We start from the raw sequence: 17,085 nt of genomic DNA, 5'->3' as shown, positions 1-17,085 counted from the left end.
GAAGCCTGCGCGGTCGGCGCGGATGTCACCTGGGTGGCCCGCATTCGCGGGCCATGACACCTTGATTTAAATCGTGAGGTCTGTTCCGCGCGCTAAGACTGCGCCCGCTTCGCCCTGAGCTTCGCCCAATAGTCGAGCCGCTTGCCGATCTCGCGTTCGAAGCCGGTGTCTTTGGGCGTGTAGAACTGTTCGCGCGGCATCGCGTCGGGGAAGTAGTTCTGGCCGGAAAAGCCCTCTTCCGTCGCGTGGTCGTATTCGTAGCCGGCGCCGTAGCCGAGATTCTTCATCAGCTTGGTCGGCGCGTTGAGAATGTGCGCCGGCGGCATCAGCGAGCCGTGATCGCGGGCGGCGCGCTTGGCGGCGCCGAGCGCGACATACACCGCGTTCGATTTGGGGGCGCTGGCGAGATAGAGAACCGTCTGCGCCAAGGCGATCTCGCCTTCGGGACTGCCCAGGAAATCGAACATGTCCTTGGCGGCCAGCGCCTGGACCAGCGCCTGGGGATCGGCGAGGCCGATGTCCTCCACCGCGGCGCGCACCAGGCGGCGAGCGATGTAGAGCGGCTGCTCGCCGCCCACCAGCATGCGGGCCAGCCAGTACAGCGCCGCGTCCGGATCGCTGCCGCGGATCGACTTATGCAGCGCCGAGATGATGTTGTAATGCTCCTCGCGGCTCTTGTCGTAGAGCGGGGCGCGCTTCTGCACGGCGTTGACGAGCCCCGCCGTGTCCAGCGGCTTGACCGTCTTGATCGTCGCCAGCTCCTCCACGAGGTTGAGCAGATAGCGGCCGTCGCCGTCGGCCATGGCGCGCAGGCTGGCGCGGGCGTCGTCGGTCAGTTTCAGCTTTTCGCCGTAATGCGCCTCGGCGCGCTTGAGGAGTTCCTCCAGCGCGGCGTCGTCCAGCCGGCGCAGGACGAGGACCTGGGCGCGCGACAGCAGCGCGCCGTTCAGTTCGAAGGACGGATTTTCGGTGGTCGCGCCGACCAGGACGACGGTGCCGTCCTCGACCACGGGCAGGAAGGAATCCTGCTGGCTGCGGTTGAAGCGGTGGATCTCGTCGATGAAGAGCAGCGTGCCCTGCCCCATCTTGCGCCGCTGGCGCGCCGCCTCGAAGGTCTTCTTGAGGTCGGCGACGCCGGAGAACACCGCCGACAATTGCTCGAAATGCAGCTTGAACGCGGTCGAGAGCAGCCGCGCGATGGTGGTCTTGCCGGTGCCCGGAGGCCCCCACAGGACGATGGAATGCGGCCTGCCGGTCGCGATCATCCGTCCGATGGGGCCCTCCGGCCCGATGATGTGGTCCTGGCCCACGACCTCGGCAAGCGTCTTCGGCCGCAGCCTGTCGGCCAGCGGCCGGGGCGCGTCGTCGGCCAATCCTCCGGCTTCGAACAAATCGCTCATGGCGCATTATAGCGCCGGAGCGGTCACAGATCGAATTTCACGCCCACCGAGACGTTGTTGGAGGTGTCGCCGACCCCGCGAAGGGGGCCGACATTGGCGTCATGGGCGTTCAGGTAGCGGTATTCCGCGAAAAGTTTCGCTTCCGGCGTGAACTGGTAATCGATGCCGCCGAGCGCCTGCCAGCCGAACACCGTGCTCCCGCCGCTGAAGGCATTGCTGTCGACCATCGTGCGCACCGCGCCCGCGCCGGCGCCGCCATAGACGCCGACCGGCAGGCCCAGATCGACCCGGTAGATGAGATCGCCCATGAAGCTCAGCGAGGACAGCCGCGCCGACGTGCCGGTGAAATGCGACTGTGTGTAGAAGACATCGAGATCGGTCGAAAGGTTCGGCACGTAGAGCTCGTCGCCCCAGTCATAGCCGATCCGGCCGCCGGCGTTGAAACCGTTGTCCATGGCGTTGGGAATTCCGCCTACGGACAAATGCGGCGACCAGGTCGTTCCGCCGAGAATCGAAGCGTTCCAGCCTTCGGCCTGGGCGGCGGTTCCGACAAGGGTCGCAGCCATGGCAGCGAGAATTAAACGGGATTTCATGTGGGGCCTCTTCTTTTTAAATCCCCCACCGATCAGCTAACGCGGTTGCGAGAGAAACGTCGCAATCGAATCCGGCAGATATGTCAAAGTGTTGCGCATAGTCCCGGCCTGGGACCGCGCGCGACATTCATCGGGGGAACCGGTGTTCCCGAACCGGCGTCAGCCTTGCACGTTGAGCGTGAAGCGCTGGGGCCCGCGGTCGATCACGAGCGACCAGGCATTGGCGGCGGCAAGCGCCCTTTGCAGGTCGCCGACGCGGTTGATCGCCACGCCGTTGACGCCGCGCACGATGTCGCCGGCCTGAAAGCCATAGCCGCCGGACGGCGTGCCGGCCGCCACCGCGACGATGACGACGCCCTTGGTCAGCAGCGGCAATTGCAGCTCGGTCGCGACCGCGGGCGACAGATTCTCGACCCGCGCGCCGGTGAAGGGGTTGCGCCCGCCGATGGTCTGCAATTCGCGCGGCGGGTCTTCCGGCGGCAGCGCCAGCGTGACCGCGATGTCGGCGGCCTGGCGGCCGAGATGGACATGCATCTTCACCGTGTCGCCGGCCTTCTTGGTGGCGATGCGGTAGTTGAGCGACTGCATGTCGTCGACGCTCTGGCCGTCGACCGAGAAGATCACGTCGCCGGTGTGCAGCCCGGCCTTGGCGGCGGGACTGCCGGGATAGACGCTCTTGATGAGGACGCCGTTGGGCACAGGGATGCCGAGGCTGGCGGCGATGTCGGCGGTGACGGGCTGGCCGTCGGCGCCGATCCAGGCGAGCTTGACGCCGCCGCCCAGCGCGCCTTCCAGCACGCGGCGCGCCAGGTTCGCGGGGATCGCGAAGCCGATGCCGATGGATTCGCCGGTGCGCGACAGGATCGAGGTGTTGATGCCGGCGAGCTTGCCGTCGGTCGTCACCAGGGCGCCGCCGGAATTGCCCGGATTGATCGCCGCGTCGGTCTGGATGAAGAACTGGTAGTCGGAGGCGCCGACCTGGGTGCGGGCGAGCGCGGAGACGATGCCCATCGTCACCGTCTGGCCGACGCCGAACGGATCGCCGATGGCGAGCACCAGATCGCCGACCTGGACGCGGTCGCTGTCGGCGAAGGGCACGGTCGGCAGCGTCTCGCCCCTGGTGTCGATCTTGAGCACGGCGAGGTCGGTGCGCGGATCGGCGAGCAGGACCTTGGCCTTGAACTCGCGCTTGTCGGACAGCGCCACGACGATGTCGGTGCCGCCGGTGACGACATGGTTGTTGGTCAGGATCACGCCGTCACCACGCACCACGACGCCCGAGCCGAGCGACTGCTGCACGCGCTGGCGCAGGCCGGGATTGCCGAACAGCTGGGCGAACAGGGGATCGGAGAACAACGGGTTCATCGGCGCCTGGACGATGGAGCGGGCGTAGACGTTGACCACCGCCGGCGCGACCCGCTTGACGATCGGCGCGAAGGTGAGCTGGACCTGCGGCAGCGACGACGGGACCGCGCGGGGCGGCTCGGCGCCGGCGGGCGCGGCCGCGAACGCGGCGCAGATGCTCAATACGAGGGCACGCCAGGGCAGCATCGGGGGGAATTCTCCAAGTTTTAAGCAATGCGGTGAACGCATGTTTACCGATTGGCGGAGTTGACGGGGGAACCTCGGGCTCAACTAAACCAAAATTAAGGCGGAGATTTCAATCTCCCCCCATGACACGGGCGTCATCGGCATCCTTCGGTACGAGTGCTGTGCAGCGAGAGATAGAGACCACCGTCAAAAGGGCAATAGCGCCGGAGCTGTTCGCGCGGCGCTGCGTGCACATCTTCGATCTGTGCATCATCCGCTCGTCGTCGGGGCCGCTGTGGGAAGAGATCGCGGCCTCCATCCGCGCCCGGCTGGAATCGATCCTGCGCGCCCGGCTGACGCCGGAATGCTCCTACGAGCGGGTGAGCGACACGCGCTATGTCATCGTCACGCCGCTGACGCAGAACGACGGCGGGGCGATCAGCACGCTGCGCATCGGGGCGGAACTCGAAATGACGCTCAACGGGCGCTGCGACCTGGACCGCATCCATATCGAGGAAGCGATCTTCGACAGCCCGTACCGGATGAAGAGCCACCGCATCTGGCCCGAACAACTGAGCCTCCTGGCGCAGCGCGGCCAGATCTTCGACGCCGACGATCCCTCCCAGGCGGGGCAAGGCCTTTCGGGCCGCGCCGACCGGCGGCGGCACGCCAAGCGGCCGAGCAAGCGCCGCTCGGGCCTGGAGATCGTCCATCAGTTCGAGCCGGTCTGGGACGCCAAGAACGAGGTCATCTCGACCTATCTGTGCACGCCGCAATCGATCGAGAGCCGCGATGCGCCGGGCGAGGAACTCAACGTCGCCGACCTGTCGCAGGGCGAGCGCACCACGATCGAGCTGTCGTGCCTGCGCTCCGGCGTCGGCCAGCTCAGCCGCAGCCTGGAATCCGGCGACCGTTTCCTGCTCGGCGTTCCGATCTCGTTCGAGACGGTGTGCACGCCCAACGGACGGGCGGAATTCGGCCGCACCTGCCGCGGCCTGCCGGCGATCTACCGGCCCTATATCATGTTCGTGCTCACCGATTTGCCGGTCGGCGTGACCCAGTCGCGCATGACGGACCTCGCCATGATCATGCGGCCCTTCGGGCACGTCATCGCCGGCGTCTCGGGCGGCTGCCGCAATTTCAGCGCCTATGACGGCAACGGCTTCACCGCCTTCGCCTTCGATCCCAGCAAGGAGACCGGCGGCGAGGACCTGACGCGCACGCGCATCCGCCGCGTCGGGCGCGCGGGACAGGCGACAAGGCTGGGGCCGCTGATCCTGAACGTGTCCGATCCGCAGACCCTGGCGATCGCGCTCGCGTCGGACTACCAGTTGCTGCACGGCCCCGCGGTCGCCGCGCCGATGCGGGTGCCGCGGCGGATGATGCGGCTGGCGGCGGATTCGCTGGTGCGGACCGTGGCGCGGACGGTTCACGCCGAACAGGCGGTTTCAGAGTCGTAGGGCTCTAGTGTCCCGAGTCAGAAGTTCGCAACACTCGGTGTCATCCGCCGCGAATGCGGCGGACCCAGGTGAAACCTGCACCGCCGCGACAGATTTCACCTGGATGGCCCGCATTCGCGGGCCATGACATTTTAATTTTGAATTCAGCGAATTTCTGATTCAGGACACCAGATCGCGGGCCCGAGGACTACTCCTCGTCGTCGCCGGCGACTTCCACCGGGCCGGAATCCTTGCCCTTGGCGTCCTCGTCGCGGTCGACGAACTCGATGAAGGCCATCGGCGCGTTGTCGCCGAAGCGGAAGCCGGCCTTGAGCACGCGGGTGTAGCCGCCCGGACGGGAGGCGTAGCGCGGGCCGATCACCTCGAACAGCTTGCGCACCTGGTCCTCGTCGCGGATCTGCGCGAGCGCCTGGCGGCGCGCGTGCAGGTTGTTGCGGCGCGACAGGGTGACGAGCTTCTCCATCACCGGACGGATGGTCTTGGCCTTGGGCAGCGTCGTCTTGATCTGCTCGTGCTTGATGAGGGCCGCCATCATGTTCGCGAACATCGCGGTGCGATGCGACGAGGTGATGTTCAGCTTGCGGCCTTGGTTGCGATGGCGCATGGCAGTTCTGCTTTCGAGTTGATCAGTACTGGTCTTCGTACCGCTTGGCGAGGTCTTCGATGTTCTCCGGCGGCCAGCCCGGCACTTCCATGCCGAGGTGCAGGCCCATCTCGGCGAGCACCGCCTTGATCTCGTTCAGCGACTTGCGGCCGAAGTTCGGTGTACGGAGCATTTCCGCCTCCGTCTTCTGGATGAGGTCGCCGATATAGACGATGTTGTCGTTCTTCAGGCAGTTCGCCGAACGGACCGACAGTTCGAGCTCGTCGACCTTCTTCAGCAGCACCGGGTTGAACGCGAGATCCGGCTTGGCTTCCTCGGCGACGCGCTCGCGCGGCTCCTCGAAGTTGATGAAGACCTGGAGCTGGTCCTGCAGGATGCGCGCGGCATAGGCCACCGCGTTGTCCGGCGTGACCGCGCCGTTGGTGTCGACCGTCAGCGTCAGCTTGTCGTAGTCGAGGATCTGGCCCTCGCGGGTGTTCTCGACCTTGTAGGAGACCTTCTTGACCGGGCTGAACAGCGAGTCGACCGGGATGAGGCCGATGGGCGCGTCTTCCGGGCGGTTGCGGTCGGCCGGGACATAGCCCTTGCCGGTCGCGACGGTGAGCTCCATGCGGAACTCGACCTTCTCGTCGATCGTGCAGATCACGAGCTCGGGGTTCAGGATATCGATGTCGGCGGTGGCGGCGATCATGCCGGCGGTGACTTCGACCGGACCTTGCGCGCGCAGCGACAGGCGCTTGGGGCCTTCGGCGTGCATGCGCAGCGCGAGCTGCTTCACGTTCAGCACGATGTCGGTCATGTCCTCGCGGACGCCGGGGATCGAGGAGAATTCATGCAGCACGCCCTCGATCTGGATCGAGGTCACGGCCGCGCCCTGCAGCGAGGACAGCAGCACGCGGCGCAGCGCGTTGCCGAGCGTCAGGCCGAAGCCGCGCTCGAGGGGTTCGGCCGTGATCGTCGCGGAGCGGCCGACATCGTGGCCGGTCTCGATCTTCAACTTTCCCGGCTTGATCAGTTCTTGCCAGTTCTTCTGAAACATATCTTTTTCCTCATCGTGTCCCGGACGCGGAGAGCGCGCGCCCATTCTTGCGACGAAGGGTTCTTGGGGACAGCTCTCGAATTCTTCTTCCGGCCTCAGACTCTGCGGCGCTTGGGCGGCCGGCAGCCATTGTGCGGGATCGGCGTCACGTCGCGGATCGAGGTGACGATCAGGCCGACGGCCTGGAGCGCGCGCAGCGCGGATTCGCGGCCCGAGCCGGGGCCCGAGACTTCCACTTCGAGGCTGCGCATGCCGTGATCGACGGCCTTCTTGGCGGCGTCCTCGGCGGCGACCTGGGCGGCGTAGGGCGTCGACTTGCGCGAGCCCTTGAAGCCCATCATGCCGGCGGACGACCACGAGATGGCGTTGCCCTGCTGGTCGGTGATGGTGATGATCGTGTTGTTGAAGGTCGCGGCGACATGCGCCACGCCGACCACGACGTTCTTCTTTTCCTTCTTGCGGGTGCGGCCGGCACCCTTCTTGTCTGCCGCTGCGGGAGTAGCCATCGGTTTACTTGGTCACTTTCTTCTTGCCGGCGATGGCCTTCGCGGGGCCCTTGCGCGTGCGTGCGTTGGTGTGGGTGCGCTGGCCGCGGACCGGCAGGCCCTTGCGGTGGCGCAGGCCGCGATAGCAGCCGAGGTCCATCAGGCGCTTGATGTTCATCGCCACTTCGCGGCGCAGGTCGCCCTCGACGAGATAGTCGCGGTCGATCGCCTCGCGGATCTGGATGATCTCGGCGTCGGTCAAATCGTGGACGCGGCGGCTCGGCGCGATGCCGACCTTCTCGATGATTTCCTTGGCCTTGGCCGGGCCGATGCCATGGATGTAGCGAAGGCCGATCTCGACCCGCTTCTGGGTGGGAATATTGACGCCGGCGATACGTGCCACGTTGTGCTCCGCGTTCCGTAAGCCTTTTTGAGGCCTACACAATTGAATGGCGTCAGAGCCGCTCCAAACCGCCAGCGCGCCCTTTATCGAAAAAGGACCCAAAGCCGCCAAATTGGACAGGAGTTCTGCCGCGAGGGCGCGGAGTATATTAATGCACCCCCCTCAGTCAACAGGCTGGGACGGCTTATTTTTGCCGCGGAAAACCAAGGTTCCGCGGGCGCCCGAGTGCCATCGGGCGCCCGCGGAGACGACTCCTAGCAACAAGCCATGAGGGAGGCTAGTTGCCCGAAGCCGCCACGCTGTAGGGGGCGGGCGTCTTGCGCAGGCCGGCGAGCTGCAGCCGCGCCGCCGCTTCGGCCTGGCGGACGCAGGCGGCGGCGGTCTCCCGCGCCTCCATGAACTGGGCAATGCCCTGCCCCGGCTGGTAGCCGGCCGGCCCGCAGACCTGCACGGCGGCGTCGTGGATGCGGCTGTCCAGCGTCCGGGCATCGGCGAGGCTGGAGAGGTTGAGCCCGGCCAGGGAGACGCTGGTCTGGCGCGGCTGGGCCTGGATGGCGGTGGCGCAGAGGGCGAGCGCCAGGGCGGCGGAAGCGAGAGGACGGATCATGGGCGGAACTCCGTGGGTTCGGTTGGACTTGCGTCGGCGGGCACCAGGTACGCCGCGCCCTGCCCCCGCCGCTTGGTGGGCGGGCCGATGGATCGCCGATCCGCCGCCGATGCCTTGCCGATGGGGGCAAATCGCGCCAGGCGATGCGTCCGGGCGGGGGAACGCGGTAGAAGTCCTGGCGATTGGGCACTACCTATCGACGGCGGCGGGCGATGACTTCTTCCATGCGGACCAGAGCCGAGAGCGGGTGGCCGTGAGCGATCAGGCCAATCCCCCGACGGGCGAGATCGACCTGGCGCATGCCCGGGACTTCCCGCTCGGCCGGATGACGGTGCGGCCGTCGATTCGAGAGGTCGAACATCCCGGCGGCCGCGAGACCCTCGAACCGCGCATCATGCAGGTCCTGGTCGCGCTGGCCGACGCCGGCGGCGCGGTGGTATCGCGCGACGACCTGATCGCGCGCTGCTGGGAGGGGCGGATCGTCGGCGAGGACGCGATCAACCGCGCCATCGGCCGCCTGCGGCGGCTGTCCGAGCTGGATGACGGCGCCAGCTTCGCCATCGATACGATCCCGCGCATCGGCTATCGACTGCGCGCCAAGACGCCGCCGCCGGCCGGCCGGACCTCGGCCATCGCCGATCCCGCGCCCCGACAATTCCAAGCCAGGAGCGCGTCGCGGATGCGGCCGATCATCGGGTTGGCCATCGGCACGGCCGTGCTGGTGGTCGGCCTGGCGGCGTATCTGGTCTGGCTGGCCTGGCCGGTACGGCACTGGCACGTCGAACAGGTCCGCGCCTTCATCTCGACCCTGGCGCTCGAGGGCGACCCGGCGTTTTCGCCCAATGGCGCGATGCTGGCCTATTCGGCCGGGCCCGACCTGCTATCGCGCGAGATCTATGTGCGCAGCATCCTGGGCGGCGAAGCTCTGCGGATCACCAACGATGCCTATGACGATCAGTCGCCGAGCTGGTCCTCGGACGGCGCGCGCCTGGCCTATGTCGCGGCCGAGCCGGGACAGCCCTGCCGGATCATGATCACGACGGTTCCGGCCGGCGTCGCGCGGGAGGCCGGGCGATGCAAGGACGCGCCGACCGCGTCGATCTCCTGGCAGGCCGACAGCCCGTTCATCTACTACACCGACAGAACGGCATCGGGCGGCGACGGAATATGGCGGCTGAATGTCGATACGGGCACGCGGGACTCCGTTGTCGCGCAGAACCCTTCATCGACATCCGGAAAGACGCTGCAGATCATTCCCTCGCTGGCCACCTCCCCCGACGGAAAGCAGCTTTCGTATCTGCATGAGGAGGGCTACTCCCGTCTCGACATCGTCGTCCGCGATCTCGCGGACGGCACCGAGCAAACGCTGGGCAAGGTCGGGATTTTGTCCGCCATAAGCTGGACGGACGATTCGCAGACCGTCCTGGTGGACAGATCGAGCGACGTCGGCAGCGAAATCTGGGCCTATCCGCGCGACGGACGGACCCCTTATCTGGTCTACGCGACGGCGGTCAGAAGCCGCGACATCGCCGCCGGCGCCGGCGGATTGCTGGCCATCGAAACCGATGTCGGGCGCACGAACCTGGCGCGGGCGAGCCCCATCCCGCGCGCCGATCCGGACATCATCGATCCGGCGAACGGCCAGACCTGGGCCGTCACCTATGCGCCCGACGGGACGCTCGCCTTCCTGTCGAACCGGTCCGGCGAAAACGCCGTCTGGACGATGAAGCCCGGAGCGGCGCCGGTGCAGCTTCTTGCCGGCGGCCTCACGCCATTTTCGCGCCTGCGCTGGTCGCCGGACGGGACCCGGTTGGCGCTCGTGATCGCGGGCGGACGCACCGGCGTGACGTTGCGGGTGCTGACGGCCCAGGGCGCCGGCATCGCATCGATCGACCTGCCGAGCATGGGCTTCGGCATGCCGACCTGGACGCCGGACGGCAACGGGCTGATCTATTTCGACAGGTTTGCGCTGCACACCTTCCGGCTCGATCTGCCCGACCTGAAGCGGCGGACGCCGGCGGCGGCCCACCAATGGGACGGTGTCACGATCCTGAGCAACGGGACATTCGCGACCCGCGCCGACACGCCGGGCATCTGGCGGATCGATGGTGGCGTGACGCGCATCGACGACAAATATCCGGGAACCAGCGCCCAGCCGCTGCAGTTCCTGGGCGCCGACGTCCTGATACCGGACTTCGCGGCGAGCCGGAGCCCGCGGATCCTGGCGCGGCCGGTGACGGGCGGTCCCGACCGGATACTCGCCTATGCGCCCGGCGCCGATCCGCAAAGCACCTTCGCGGTCGATCCCAAGACCGGCGGGATCGCCTATGTCGCCGCCGTGGCCCGCGACACCAATATCGATCTCGTCACGCTGAAGCGCTGACGATTATTCGCGCGCGTCGAGCGCGGCGATCAGATCGCCGGCGAGCGCCTCGGCCGGCGCGGCGCCGATGTTTTCCAGCACAATGACGGTCAGGCCGGGCCGGCGCAGCACGAAGGACGAGAAGCCGGGCGCGGTGCCCGCCGCCCAATGGGAATCCGCGCCGAAGCGCCCGCCCTGGTGCCAGCCATGGCCGGCCGGCGTCATCGCCTTGCGCGTATCGGCCGTAACGAGTTCGTCGCCGAAGAAGCGGTCCAGCCAGTGCAGCTCGTCGCGCGTCGTGGTGTAGGCCGAGGCGGCGCCGGTCAGCGCGGCCCAATCGGCCGCGACCGGTTTCAACTGACCGTCGGCCAGGACATAGCCCTTGGCAAAACGGCTTTCGTTGGAGGGCACACCGTCGTCGAGGCCGGTGCCGGTCAGCCAGACCGAGCCGAAGGCCGCGGCGTCCTCGACCTCGGCGAAGGATTTGCCGGTCGCCGCCGCCGCGATGCGGGCGAGCAGCTCGTAATTGGCGACCGCGTCCGGCGCCTCGGGAGCGGTGGCCAGAAGCGCCTGCAGCGTGACGGCGGGCGCGCCGGGCACGAACTGGTCGGCGGTGTTGTCGAGCGCGAGCCGGCGGGTCTCCACCAAATGCAGGATCGTGACGGCGGTGTACTGCATCGACAGGGTGCCGATGTGGAAGCTGGTCGAGGAGCGGTTCGCGAGGCCGGCGGCCGCGTTCGCCATGCCATAGGCCTTGTCGAAGACGATGGCGCCGTCCCGCTCTATCAGAATGGCGCCGGAGAAGCGGCCATCCGCCGCCTGGACCACGCCGTCGAGACGCGCGGCGAGCGCCCCGGCCAACGCGGGCGACGACAGGCAGGACAGCAGCGCGAGCAGGATACCGCCGCGCCAGACCCTTCTCATCGCCGGATCAATGGGCCTTGGCGTCGAGCGCGGCGGCGATGGCCTTGGTCACGTCGGCGATCGGCAGCATGCCGTCGATCGTCACGACCTTGCCCTGCTTGCCGTAATAGTCGAGCAATGGAGCGGTGTTGGCGTAATAGACCTCAAGCCGCCGGGCGAGCGTCTCCGGCGTGTCGTCGGAGCGCAGGATGCCGCCCGCCTTGATGCGCTGCTCGACGCGCTGCAGCAGCACCTTGTCGTCGACCTTCAGTTCGAGGACGACGTCGATCTTCTTGGCCCGCGCGGCCAGCATGGCGTCGAGCGCCTGGGCCTGCGGGATGGTGCGCGGGAAGCCGTCGAACACGCCGCCGGCGAAGCAGTCCTTCTGGTCGTAGCGTTCGGCGATGATGGCGATGACGATCTCGTCGGGGACGAGGTCGCCCTTGGTCAGGATCACGTCGACCTGCTTGCCGAGCGGCGTGCCGGCCTTCACCGCGGCGCGCAGCATGTCGCCGGTCGAAAGCTGCGGCAGGCCGCGCTTCTCCTGGAGGATCTTGGCCTGGGTCCCCTTGCCGGCGCCCGGAGGCCCGAACAGAACGATATTCAACGACGCGCTCCCCGTAGCTTGGCCTTCTTGATGAGGCCCTCATATTGCTGCGCGATCAGATGGCTCTGGATCTGCGCAACCGTGTCCATGGTCACGCTGACCACGATCAGGATCGACGTGCCGCCGAGATAGAACGGAATGGCGTAATAGGTCGTCGTGATCTCGGGGATCAGGCAGACCACCGTCAGATAGAGCGCGCCGATCACCGTGATGCGCGTCAGCACATAGTCGATGTGCTCGGCCGTCTTCTTGCCGGGCCGGATGCCGGGGATGAAGCCGCCATATTTCTTCAGATTGTCCGCCGTCTCCTCCGGATTGAAGACGATCGAGGTGTAGAAGAACGAGAAGAACAGGATCATCAGCGCGTAGAGGATGAGATAGAGCGGCTGGCCGTGGCTGAGATACTGCACGATGGTCTGCAGCCAGTCGGGGATGTTCTGCGCGTTGAAGCCGGCGACCGTGGTCGGCAAGAGCAGGATCGAGGACGCGAAGATCGGCGGGATGACGCCGGAGACGTTGAGCTTCAGCGGCAGATGCGAGGATTCCCCGCCATACATCTTGTTGCCGACTTGTCGCTTGGGATACTGGACCAGGAGCCGGCGCTGGGCGCGCTCCATGAACACGATGCCGGTGACGAGGGCGACGACCGCGGCGGTGCCGAGGATGAGCGTCATCGGGCCGATGGCGCCGGTGCGCAGCGATTCGAACGCCTGGCCGATATATTGTGGGAAGCGCGCCACGATGCCGGCGAAGATGATGAGCGAGATGCCGTTGCCGACGCCGCGCGAGGTGATCTGCTCGCCGATCCACATCAGAAGGACGGTGCCGCCGGTCAGCGTGATCACCGCCGACAGGCGGAAGAACAATCCGGGCGCGATGACGACATGGCCCCAATGTTCGAGGCCGAGCGCGATGCCATAGGCCTGGATCGCCGCCAGGCCCACCGTGCCGTAGCGGGTGTACTGGTTGATGATCTTGCGGCCGGCCTCGCCTTCCTTCTTCAGGTTATCGAGCTCGGGGATGACCGTCGTCATCAGCTGGATGATGATCGAGGCGGAAATGTAGGGCATGATGCCGAGCGAGAAGATCGCCATGCGGCTGATCGCGCCGCCCGCCAACACGTTGAACACATCGAGCAGGCCGCCGCTCTGCTGCGTCAGCTGCCGCGCGAGTTCCGCCGGATCGATCCCGGGCATCGGGATGTAGGTTCCCAGCCGCGCGACGACCAGCGCGCCGAGCGTGAACAGCAGGCGCTGGCGCAACTCGGTCGCCTTGCCGAAATTGCTGAAATTGAAATTGGCGGCCAATTGTTCGGCTGCTGAAGCCATGTCTCACTCCCGGTTCGGGGTCGACTCTATATCTGGTCGCCCTCGCTCCGCGACAAGCGCAAGTGCGGCCATTGGGCATCCCCGCGTGGCAGGGATGCCACAGATCAGCTGGCGTTCCGCGCCGCGCGCTTTTCCGCGGCCTCGGCCCGGCGGACCTTGCGCTTGCCGGGCTGGCCCTTCTTGTTCATGTAATTGGCCTTCTTGAAGGTCGTGGTCAGCGTGCCGCCCGCCTTCTCGATGGCTTCCTTAGCGGAAGCCGAGGCGCCGGCGACTTCGATGTCCAGCCTGGCGGTGAACTCGCCCTTGCCGAGCAGGCGCACGCCGTCGCGGCTCTTGTGCACGATGCCGGCCTTGCGCAGCGCCTCGCCGTCGATCTTGGCGGAGATATCGAGCTTCTTGTCGTCGATCGCCTTTTGCAGGCGGCCGAGGTTCAGCTCCGCGAAATCGTTGGCGAAGATGTTGTTGAAGCCGCGCTTGGGCATGCGCATGTGCAGCGGCATCTGGCCGCCTTCGAAGCCATGCACCTGGTTTCCCGTGCGGGCCTTGGCGCCCTTGACGCCGCGACCGGACGTCTTGCCGAGGCCGGAGGACGAGCCGCGCCCGACCTTGTCCTTGCGCTTGTGGGCGCCGGGATTGTTGGCGATTTCGTTGAGCTTCATCTTACTTGCCTTCCTCGACCACTTCCACGAGGTGACCGATCGATTTGATCATGCCGCGCACCGAAGGCGTATCCTCCAGCGTGCGGACGCGATGCATCTTGCCCAGGCCGAGGCCTTTGAGGGTCGCGGTCTGGATCGCGGGGCGGCGGGCCGCGCTGCGAACCTGGCGGACCGTTACCGTCTTTCCTGTCTTCTTCTCAGCCATCGTCTTGTTCCTTAGGCGCTCGCCTGTTCGGCCTTGCTGCCTTCGCGGCGGGCCAGGATTTCCGTCACGCTGCGGCCGCGGCGCTGGGCGACCATGCGCGGCGACTGCTGGTTCATCAGGCCGTCGAAGATCGCGCGCACCATGTTGTACGGGTTCGAGGAACCCATCGACTTGCACACCACGTCGCCGACGCCGAGCGCCTCGAACACCGCGCGCAACGGGCCGCCGGCGATCACGCCGGTACCGGCCGGCGCCGGACGCACGATCACCTTGCCGGCGCCGTGATGGCCGCGCACTTCGTGATGCAGCGTGCGCCCGTCCTTCAGCGGCACGCGGATCAGGGACTTCTTGGCCTCTTCGGTCGCCTTGCGGATGGCCTCGGGCACCTCGCGCGCCTTGCCATGGCCGTAACCGACGCGGCCGCGCTGGTCGCCGACGACCACGAGAGCGGCGAAGCCGAAGCGGCGACCGCCCTTCACGACCTTCGCGACGCGGTTGATGTGGACGAGCTTGTCGACGAACTCGTTGTCGCGCTCCTCGCGGTCGTTGCGGTGTTCGCGCCGACCGCGGCGCTCGCGTCCGCCGCCCTCACTGCCTTCTTCACGTGCCATATCTCAGGTCCTCAAAATTCCAGGCCGCCTTCGCGGGCCGCGTCTGCCAGCGCCTTGATGCGCCCGTGATAGATGTAGCCGCCGCGGTCGAACACGACCTGCTTGACGCCGGCCGCGATCGCGCGCTCGGCGATCTTCTTGCCGACGCTGGAGGCCGCGTCGATGTTGTAGGTCTTCGGCGCCTTGCCTTCCTTCTCGTTGGTCGAGGCGGCGGCGAGCGTCGCCTGGGCGCGGTCGTCGATGACCTGGGCGTAGATGTGCTTGCCCGAGCGGAACACCGACAGCCGCGGCCGGCCATAGGCATGGCTGGTGAGCTTGAAGCGGGTCCGCGACTTGCGGCGGCCGAACAGGTCCTTCGTCATTTCTTCTTGCCTTCCTTGCGGCGGACATACTCGCCTTCGTAGCGCACGCCCTTGCCCTTGTAGGGCTCCGGCTTGCGGTAGGCGCGGATCTCGGCCGCGACCTGGCCGACGAGCTGCTTGTCGATGCCGGCGACGGTCAGCAGCGTCGGCTTCTCGGCGGTGATCGTGATGCCGGCCGGGATCGGATAGGCCACGTCATGGCTGAAGCCGAGCTGCAGGTTCAGGTTCTTGCCCTGCACCGCGGCGCGATAGCCGACGCCCTGGATCTCCAGCTTGGAGGTGAAGCCCGTGGTCACGCCGACCACCAGATTGTTCACCAGCGTGCGGCTCATGCCCCACATCGCGGGGGCGCGGTCCATGCCCTTGTTCGGCGTGACGGTGATGCCGTCCGCGCCGACCGACGCGTCGACCTCGGCCACGAGGTTGACCTTCAATTCGCCCTTGGGGCCCTTCACGGACACGGTCCTGCCGGTGACCGTGGCGGTGACGCCCTTCGGCAGCGGAACCGGCTTCTTGCCGATACGAGACATCATTCGCTCCTTAGAACACCTGGCAGAGGACTTCGCCGCCCACATTCTTCTCGCGGGCATGGGTGTCGGTCATCACGCCCTGGGGCGTGGAGACGATCGAGACACCGAGACCCTGACGATGGGGCTTCAAATCCTTCACCGAGGTGTAGACGCGCCGGCCCGGGGTGGACACGCGCTTGAGTTCGCGGATCACGGGCTGACCTTCGTGATATTTCAATTCGATCTCGATCTCGCGCTTGCCGGTGGCCAGCTCGACCTCGGTGTAACCGCGGATGAAGCCTTCTTCCTTCAAGACGTCGAGCACGCTGACGCGCAGGCGCGAGTTCGGCGACTTGATGCTGCCGAGGCCGCGAAGCTGGCCGTTCCTGATGCGGGCCAGGAGATCGCCGACGGGATCTGTCATTGCCATGTCGATCGTTCTCCTTACCAGCTCGCCTTGGTCATGCCGGGGATCTGGCCGAAATTCGCCAGATCGCGCAGCGCGATGCGCGACAGCTTTACTTTGCGATAATAGCCCTTGGGGCGCCCCGAGAGGTCGCAGCGGTGATGGATGCGCACCTTGGACGAGTTGCGCGGCAGCTTGGACAGCTTCAGCCTTGCGGCGAAACGCTCCTCGGCCGGCAGCTTCATGTTCTCGGCCGTCGACTTCAGCGCCGCGCGCTTGACGGCGAACTGCGCCACAAGCTTCTCGCGCTTCTTGTTCCGGTTGATCTGGCTGGTTTTCGCCATGGGGCTCGTCCTTATTTCACAAACGGGAATTGGAAGCCTTCGAGAAGCGCGCGCGCCTCCGCGTCGGTCTTCGCAGACGTGTTCACGATGATGTCCATGCCCCACACCGTCTCGGTCTTGTCGTAGTCGATCTCGACGAACACGATGTGCTCCTTCAGGCCCATGGCGTAGTTGCCCTTGCCGTCGAAGCTGGTCGCCTTGATGCCGCGGAAATCGCGCACGCGCGGCAGCGCCATGGTGATCAGGCGGTCGAGGAATTCGTACATCTGGTCGCGGCGCAGCGTGACCTTCACGCCGACCGGACGCCCGGCGGTGATCTTGAAGGTCGAGATCGCCTTCTTGGCCCGGGTGATGACGGCCTTCTGGCCGGCGATCGCCGTCAGGTCGTTGAGCGCGGCCTGGATCTTCTTGGTGTCCTGGCTGCCCTCGCCGGCGCCGATGTTCAGCACCACCTTGTTGACCCGCGGAACCTGCAAGAGGTTCGTGTAGCCGAACTTCTTCATCAGCTCGGGGCGGATGACCTCGGTGTAGCGCTGTTTGAAGCGCGGCACGTAGTTCGCGTCGCGCGCGTGCTCGCCGACGGCGACCTTGGTGCCGGCGTTGACCTCGCGCTTGGCGCCCTTCTTGTCGGCCTTGGCGGCTTTCGCCTCGGCCTTTTCCCGCTCGCG

General features: G+C 66.7%; 21 protein-coding genes. 2 read left to right on the top strand and 19 right to left on the bottom strand.

Translation table 11 applies throughout. From position 1 onward, the window contains the following. Nucleotides 1-92 precede the first annotated feature (92 nt). The 3 genes from WDM86_05790 to WDM86_05780 form a co-directional block, all read right to left on the bottom strand. A complete protein-coding gene (locus WDM86_05790; protein MEI9989531.1) occupies nt 93-1,400 on the bottom strand; it encodes a replication-associated recombination protein A in 1,308 nt (435 codons plus the stop codon). A gap of 23 nt (nt 1,401-1,423) precedes the next feature. Further along, nucleotides 1,424-1,966 carry an outer membrane beta-barrel protein gene (locus WDM86_05785; GenBank protein MEI9989530.1) on the bottom strand — a complete coding sequence of 181 codons (543 nt, stop codon included), beginning with the start codon at nt 1,964-1,966 and terminating at the stop codon, nt 1,424-1,426. Between the two features lie 186 nt (nt 1,967-2,152). Continuing rightward, nucleotides 2,153-3,544, bottom strand: a complete 1,392-nt coding sequence (locus WDM86_05780; protein ID MEI9989529.1) for a Do family serine endopeptidase — start codon at nt 3,542-3,544, stop codon at nt 2,153-2,155. Between the two features lie 161 nt (nt 3,545-3,705). On the opposite strand from WDM86_05780, the gene WDM86_05775 reads away from it, so the two are divergent. Then, nucleotides 3,706-4,983 carry a hypothetical protein gene (locus WDM86_05775; protein ID MEI9989528.1) on the top strand — a complete coding sequence of 426 codons (1,278 nt, stop codon included), beginning with the start codon at nt 3,706-3,708 and terminating at the stop codon, nt 4,981-4,983. Nucleotides 4,984-5,170: 187 nt separating this feature from the next. On the opposite strand, the gene rplQ is transcribed toward WDM86_05775, so the two are convergent. The 5 genes from rplQ to WDM86_05750 all read right to left on the bottom strand — a co-directional run bounded on the left by rplQ (nt 5,171) and on the right by WDM86_05750 (nt 8,121). After that, nucleotides 5,171-5,587, bottom strand: coding sequence for a 50S ribosomal protein L17 (gene rplQ, locus WDM86_05770; protein MEI9989527.1), 417 nt, complete (start codon nt 5,585-5,587; stop codon nt 5,171-5,173). A 22-nt stretch (nt 5,588-5,609) separates the two neighbouring features. Next, nucleotides 5,610-6,626 carry a DNA-directed RNA polymerase subunit alpha gene (locus WDM86_05765; protein MEI9989526.1) on the bottom strand — a complete coding sequence of 339 codons (1,017 nt, stop codon included), beginning with the start codon at nt 6,624-6,626 and terminating at the stop codon, nt 5,610-5,612. Nucleotides 6,627-6,721: 95 nt separating this feature from the next. Next, the gene (gene rpsK, locus WDM86_05760) at nt 6,722-7,132 is read right to left on the bottom strand and encodes a 30S ribosomal protein S11 (protein ID MEI9989525.1); all 411 of its coding nucleotides are present in this window, start codon (nt 7,130-7,132) and stop codon (nt 6,722-6,724) included. A gap of 4 nt (nt 7,133-7,136) precedes the next feature. Continuing rightward, the gene (rpsM, locus tag WDM86_05755) at nt 7,137-7,514 is read right to left on the bottom strand and encodes a 30S ribosomal protein S13 (GenBank protein ID MEI9989524.1); all 378 of its coding nucleotides are present in this window, start codon (nt 7,512-7,514) and stop codon (nt 7,137-7,139) included. A 277-nt stretch (nt 7,515-7,791) separates the two neighbouring features. Beyond that, nucleotides 7,792-8,121 (bottom strand): UrcA family protein, encoded by a 330-nt coding sequence (locus WDM86_05750; GenBank protein ID MEI9989523.1) that lies wholly within the window; start codon nt 8,119-8,121, stop codon nt 7,792-7,794. A gap of 253 nt (nt 8,122-8,374) precedes the next feature. Between WDM86_05750 and WDM86_05745 the strand changes: the two genes are divergently transcribed. Then, nucleotides 8,375-10,504: an LpqB family beta-propeller domain-containing protein gene (locus WDM86_05745; GenBank protein MEI9989522.1), complete on the top strand. Its 2,130-nt coding sequence runs from the start codon at nt 8,375-8,377 to the stop codon at nt 10,502-10,504. 3 nt (nt 10,505-10,507) lie between these two features. On the opposite strand, the gene WDM86_05740 is transcribed toward WDM86_05745, so the two are convergent. The 11 genes from WDM86_05740 to rplE all read right to left on the bottom strand — a co-directional run bounded on the left by WDM86_05740 (nt 10,508) and on the right by rplE (nt 16,968). After that, nucleotides 10,508-11,407 carry a serine hydrolase domain-containing protein gene (locus tag WDM86_05740; GenBank protein ID MEI9989521.1) on the bottom strand — a complete coding sequence of 300 codons (900 nt, stop codon included), beginning with the start codon at nt 11,405-11,407 and terminating at the stop codon, nt 10,508-10,510. 7 nt (nt 11,408-11,414) lie between these two features. Further along, nucleotides 11,415-11,993 carry an adenylate kinase gene (locus WDM86_05735; protein MEI9989520.1) on the bottom strand — a complete coding sequence of 193 codons (579 nt, stop codon included), beginning with the start codon at nt 11,991-11,993 and terminating at the stop codon, nt 11,415-11,417. After that, the gene (gene secY, locus WDM86_05730) at nt 11,990-13,321 is read right to left on the bottom strand and encodes a preprotein translocase subunit SecY (GenBank protein ID MEI9989519.1); all 1,332 of its coding nucleotides are present in this window, start codon (nt 13,319-13,321) and stop codon (nt 11,990-11,992) included. Before secY ends, WDM86_05735 begins: the two co-directional genes overlap by 4 nt. A gap of 104 nt (nt 13,322-13,425) precedes the next feature. Further along, on the bottom strand, nt 13,426-13,980 hold the full coding sequence (rplO, locus tag WDM86_05725; protein ID MEI9989518.1) for a 50S ribosomal protein L15: 555 nt from the start codon (nt 13,978-13,980) through the stop codon (nt 13,426-13,428). Between the two features lies 1 nt (nt 13,981). Continuing rightward, entirely contained in the window at nt 13,982-14,185 is a 204-nt protein-coding gene (gene rpmD, locus WDM86_05720; GenBank protein MEI9989517.1) for a 50S ribosomal protein L30, read from the bottom strand. A gap of 11 nt (nt 14,186-14,196) precedes the next feature. After that, nucleotides 14,197-14,796 (bottom strand): 30S ribosomal protein S5, encoded by a 600-nt coding sequence (gene rpsE / locus WDM86_05715; GenBank protein ID MEI9989516.1) that lies wholly within the window; start codon nt 14,794-14,796, stop codon nt 14,197-14,199. An 11-nt stretch (nt 14,797-14,807) separates the two neighbouring features. Then, nucleotides 14,808-15,158 carry a 50S ribosomal protein L18 gene (rplR, locus tag WDM86_05710; protein ID MEI9989515.1) on the bottom strand — a complete coding sequence of 117 codons (351 nt, stop codon included), beginning with the start codon at nt 15,156-15,158 and terminating at the stop codon, nt 14,808-14,810. After that, entirely contained in the window at nt 15,155-15,688 is a 534-nt protein-coding gene (gene rplF / locus WDM86_05705) for a 50S ribosomal protein L6 (protein MEI9989514.1), read from the bottom strand. The genes rplR and rplF overlap by 4 nt, the downstream gene beginning before the upstream one ends. Nucleotides 15,689-15,698: 10 nt before the next feature. Continuing rightward, the gene (rpsH, locus tag WDM86_05700) at nt 15,699-16,097 is read right to left on the bottom strand and encodes a 30S ribosomal protein S8 (protein ID MEI9989513.1); all 399 of its coding nucleotides are present in this window, start codon (nt 16,095-16,097) and stop codon (nt 15,699-15,701) included. Between the two features lie 14 nt (nt 16,098-16,111). Further along, complete coding sequence (gene rpsN / locus WDM86_05695) at nt 16,112-16,417, bottom strand: 30S ribosomal protein S14 (protein MEI9989512.1); 306 nt, start codon at nt 16,415-16,417, stop codon at nt 16,112-16,114. Between the two features lie 11 nt (nt 16,418-16,428). Next, complete coding sequence (gene rplE, locus WDM86_05690; GenBank protein MEI9989511.1) at nt 16,429-16,968, bottom strand: 50S ribosomal protein L5; 540 nt, start codon at nt 16,966-16,968, stop codon at nt 16,429-16,431. Nucleotides 16,969-17,085: the final 117 nt, after the last annotated feature.

This window comes from Rhizomicrobium sp., from assembly GCA_037200045.1.
Taxonomy (GTDB): domain Bacteria; phylum Pseudomonadota; class Alphaproteobacteria; order Micropepsales; family Micropepsaceae; genus Rhizomicrobium.
This window is presented reverse-complemented; position numbering and strand designations above follow the sequence as displayed.

Excerpts from the sequence above, each read along its gene's own strand:
- WDM86_05790 (MEI9989531.1), bottom strand. The coding sequence starts at position 1,400 with ATGAGCGATTTGTTCGAAGCCGGAGGATTGGCCGACGACGCGCCCCGG.
- WDM86_05785 (MEI9989530.1), bottom strand. The coding sequence starts at position 1,966 with ATGGCTGCGACCCTTGTCGGAACCGCCGCCCAGGCCGAAGGCTGGAAC.
- WDM86_05780 (MEI9989529.1), bottom strand. The coding sequence starts at position 3,544 with ATGCTGCCCTGGCGTGCCCTCGTATTGAGCATCTGCGCCGCGTTCGCG.
- rplQ (MEI9989527.1), bottom strand. The coding sequence starts at position 5,587 with ATGCGCCATCGCAACCAAGGCCGCAAGCTGAACATCACCTCGTCGCAT.
- WDM86_05765 (MEI9989526.1), bottom strand. The coding sequence starts at position 6,626 with ATGTTTCAGAAGAACTGGCAAGAACTGATCAAGCCGGGAAAGTTGAAG.
- rpsK (MEI9989525.1), bottom strand. The coding sequence starts at position 7,132 with ATGGCTACTCCCGCAGCGGCAGACAAGAAGGGTGCCGGCCGCACCCGC.
- WDM86_05750 (MEI9989523.1), bottom strand. The coding sequence starts at position 8,121 with ATGATCCGTCCTCTCGCTTCCGCCGCCCTGGCGCTCGCCCTCTGCGCC.
- WDM86_05740 (MEI9989521.1), bottom strand. The coding sequence starts at position 11,407 with ATGAGAAGGGTCTGGCGCGGCGGTATCCTGCTCGCGCTGCTGTCCTGC.
- secY (MEI9989519.1), bottom strand. The coding sequence starts at position 13,321 with ATGGCTTCAGCAGCCGAACAATTGGCCGCCAATTTCAATTTCAGCAAT.
- rplO (MEI9989518.1), bottom strand. The coding sequence starts at position 13,980 with ATGAAGCTCAACGAAATCGCCAACAATCCCGGCGCCCACAAGCGCAAG.
- rpmD (MEI9989517.1), bottom strand. The coding sequence starts at position 14,185 with ATGGCTGAGAAGAAGACAGGAAAGACGGTAACGGTCCGCCAGGTTCGC.
- rpsE (MEI9989516.1), bottom strand. The coding sequence starts at position 14,796 with ATGGCACGTGAAGAAGGCAGTGAGGGCGGCGGACGCGAGCGCCGCGGT.
- rplR (MEI9989515.1), bottom strand. The coding sequence starts at position 15,158 with ATGACGAAGGACCTGTTCGGCCGCCGCAAGTCGCGGACCCGCTTCAAG.
- rplF (MEI9989514.1), bottom strand. The coding sequence starts at position 15,688 with ATGTCTCGTATCGGCAAGAAGCCGGTTCCGCTGCCGAAGGGCGTCACC.
- rpsH (MEI9989513.1), bottom strand. The coding sequence starts at position 16,097 with ATGGCAATGACAGATCCCGTCGGCGATCTCCTGGCCCGCATCAGGAAC.
- rpsN (MEI9989512.1), bottom strand. The coding sequence starts at position 16,417 with ATGGCGAAAACCAGCCAGATCAACCGGAACAAGAAGCGCGAGAAGCTT.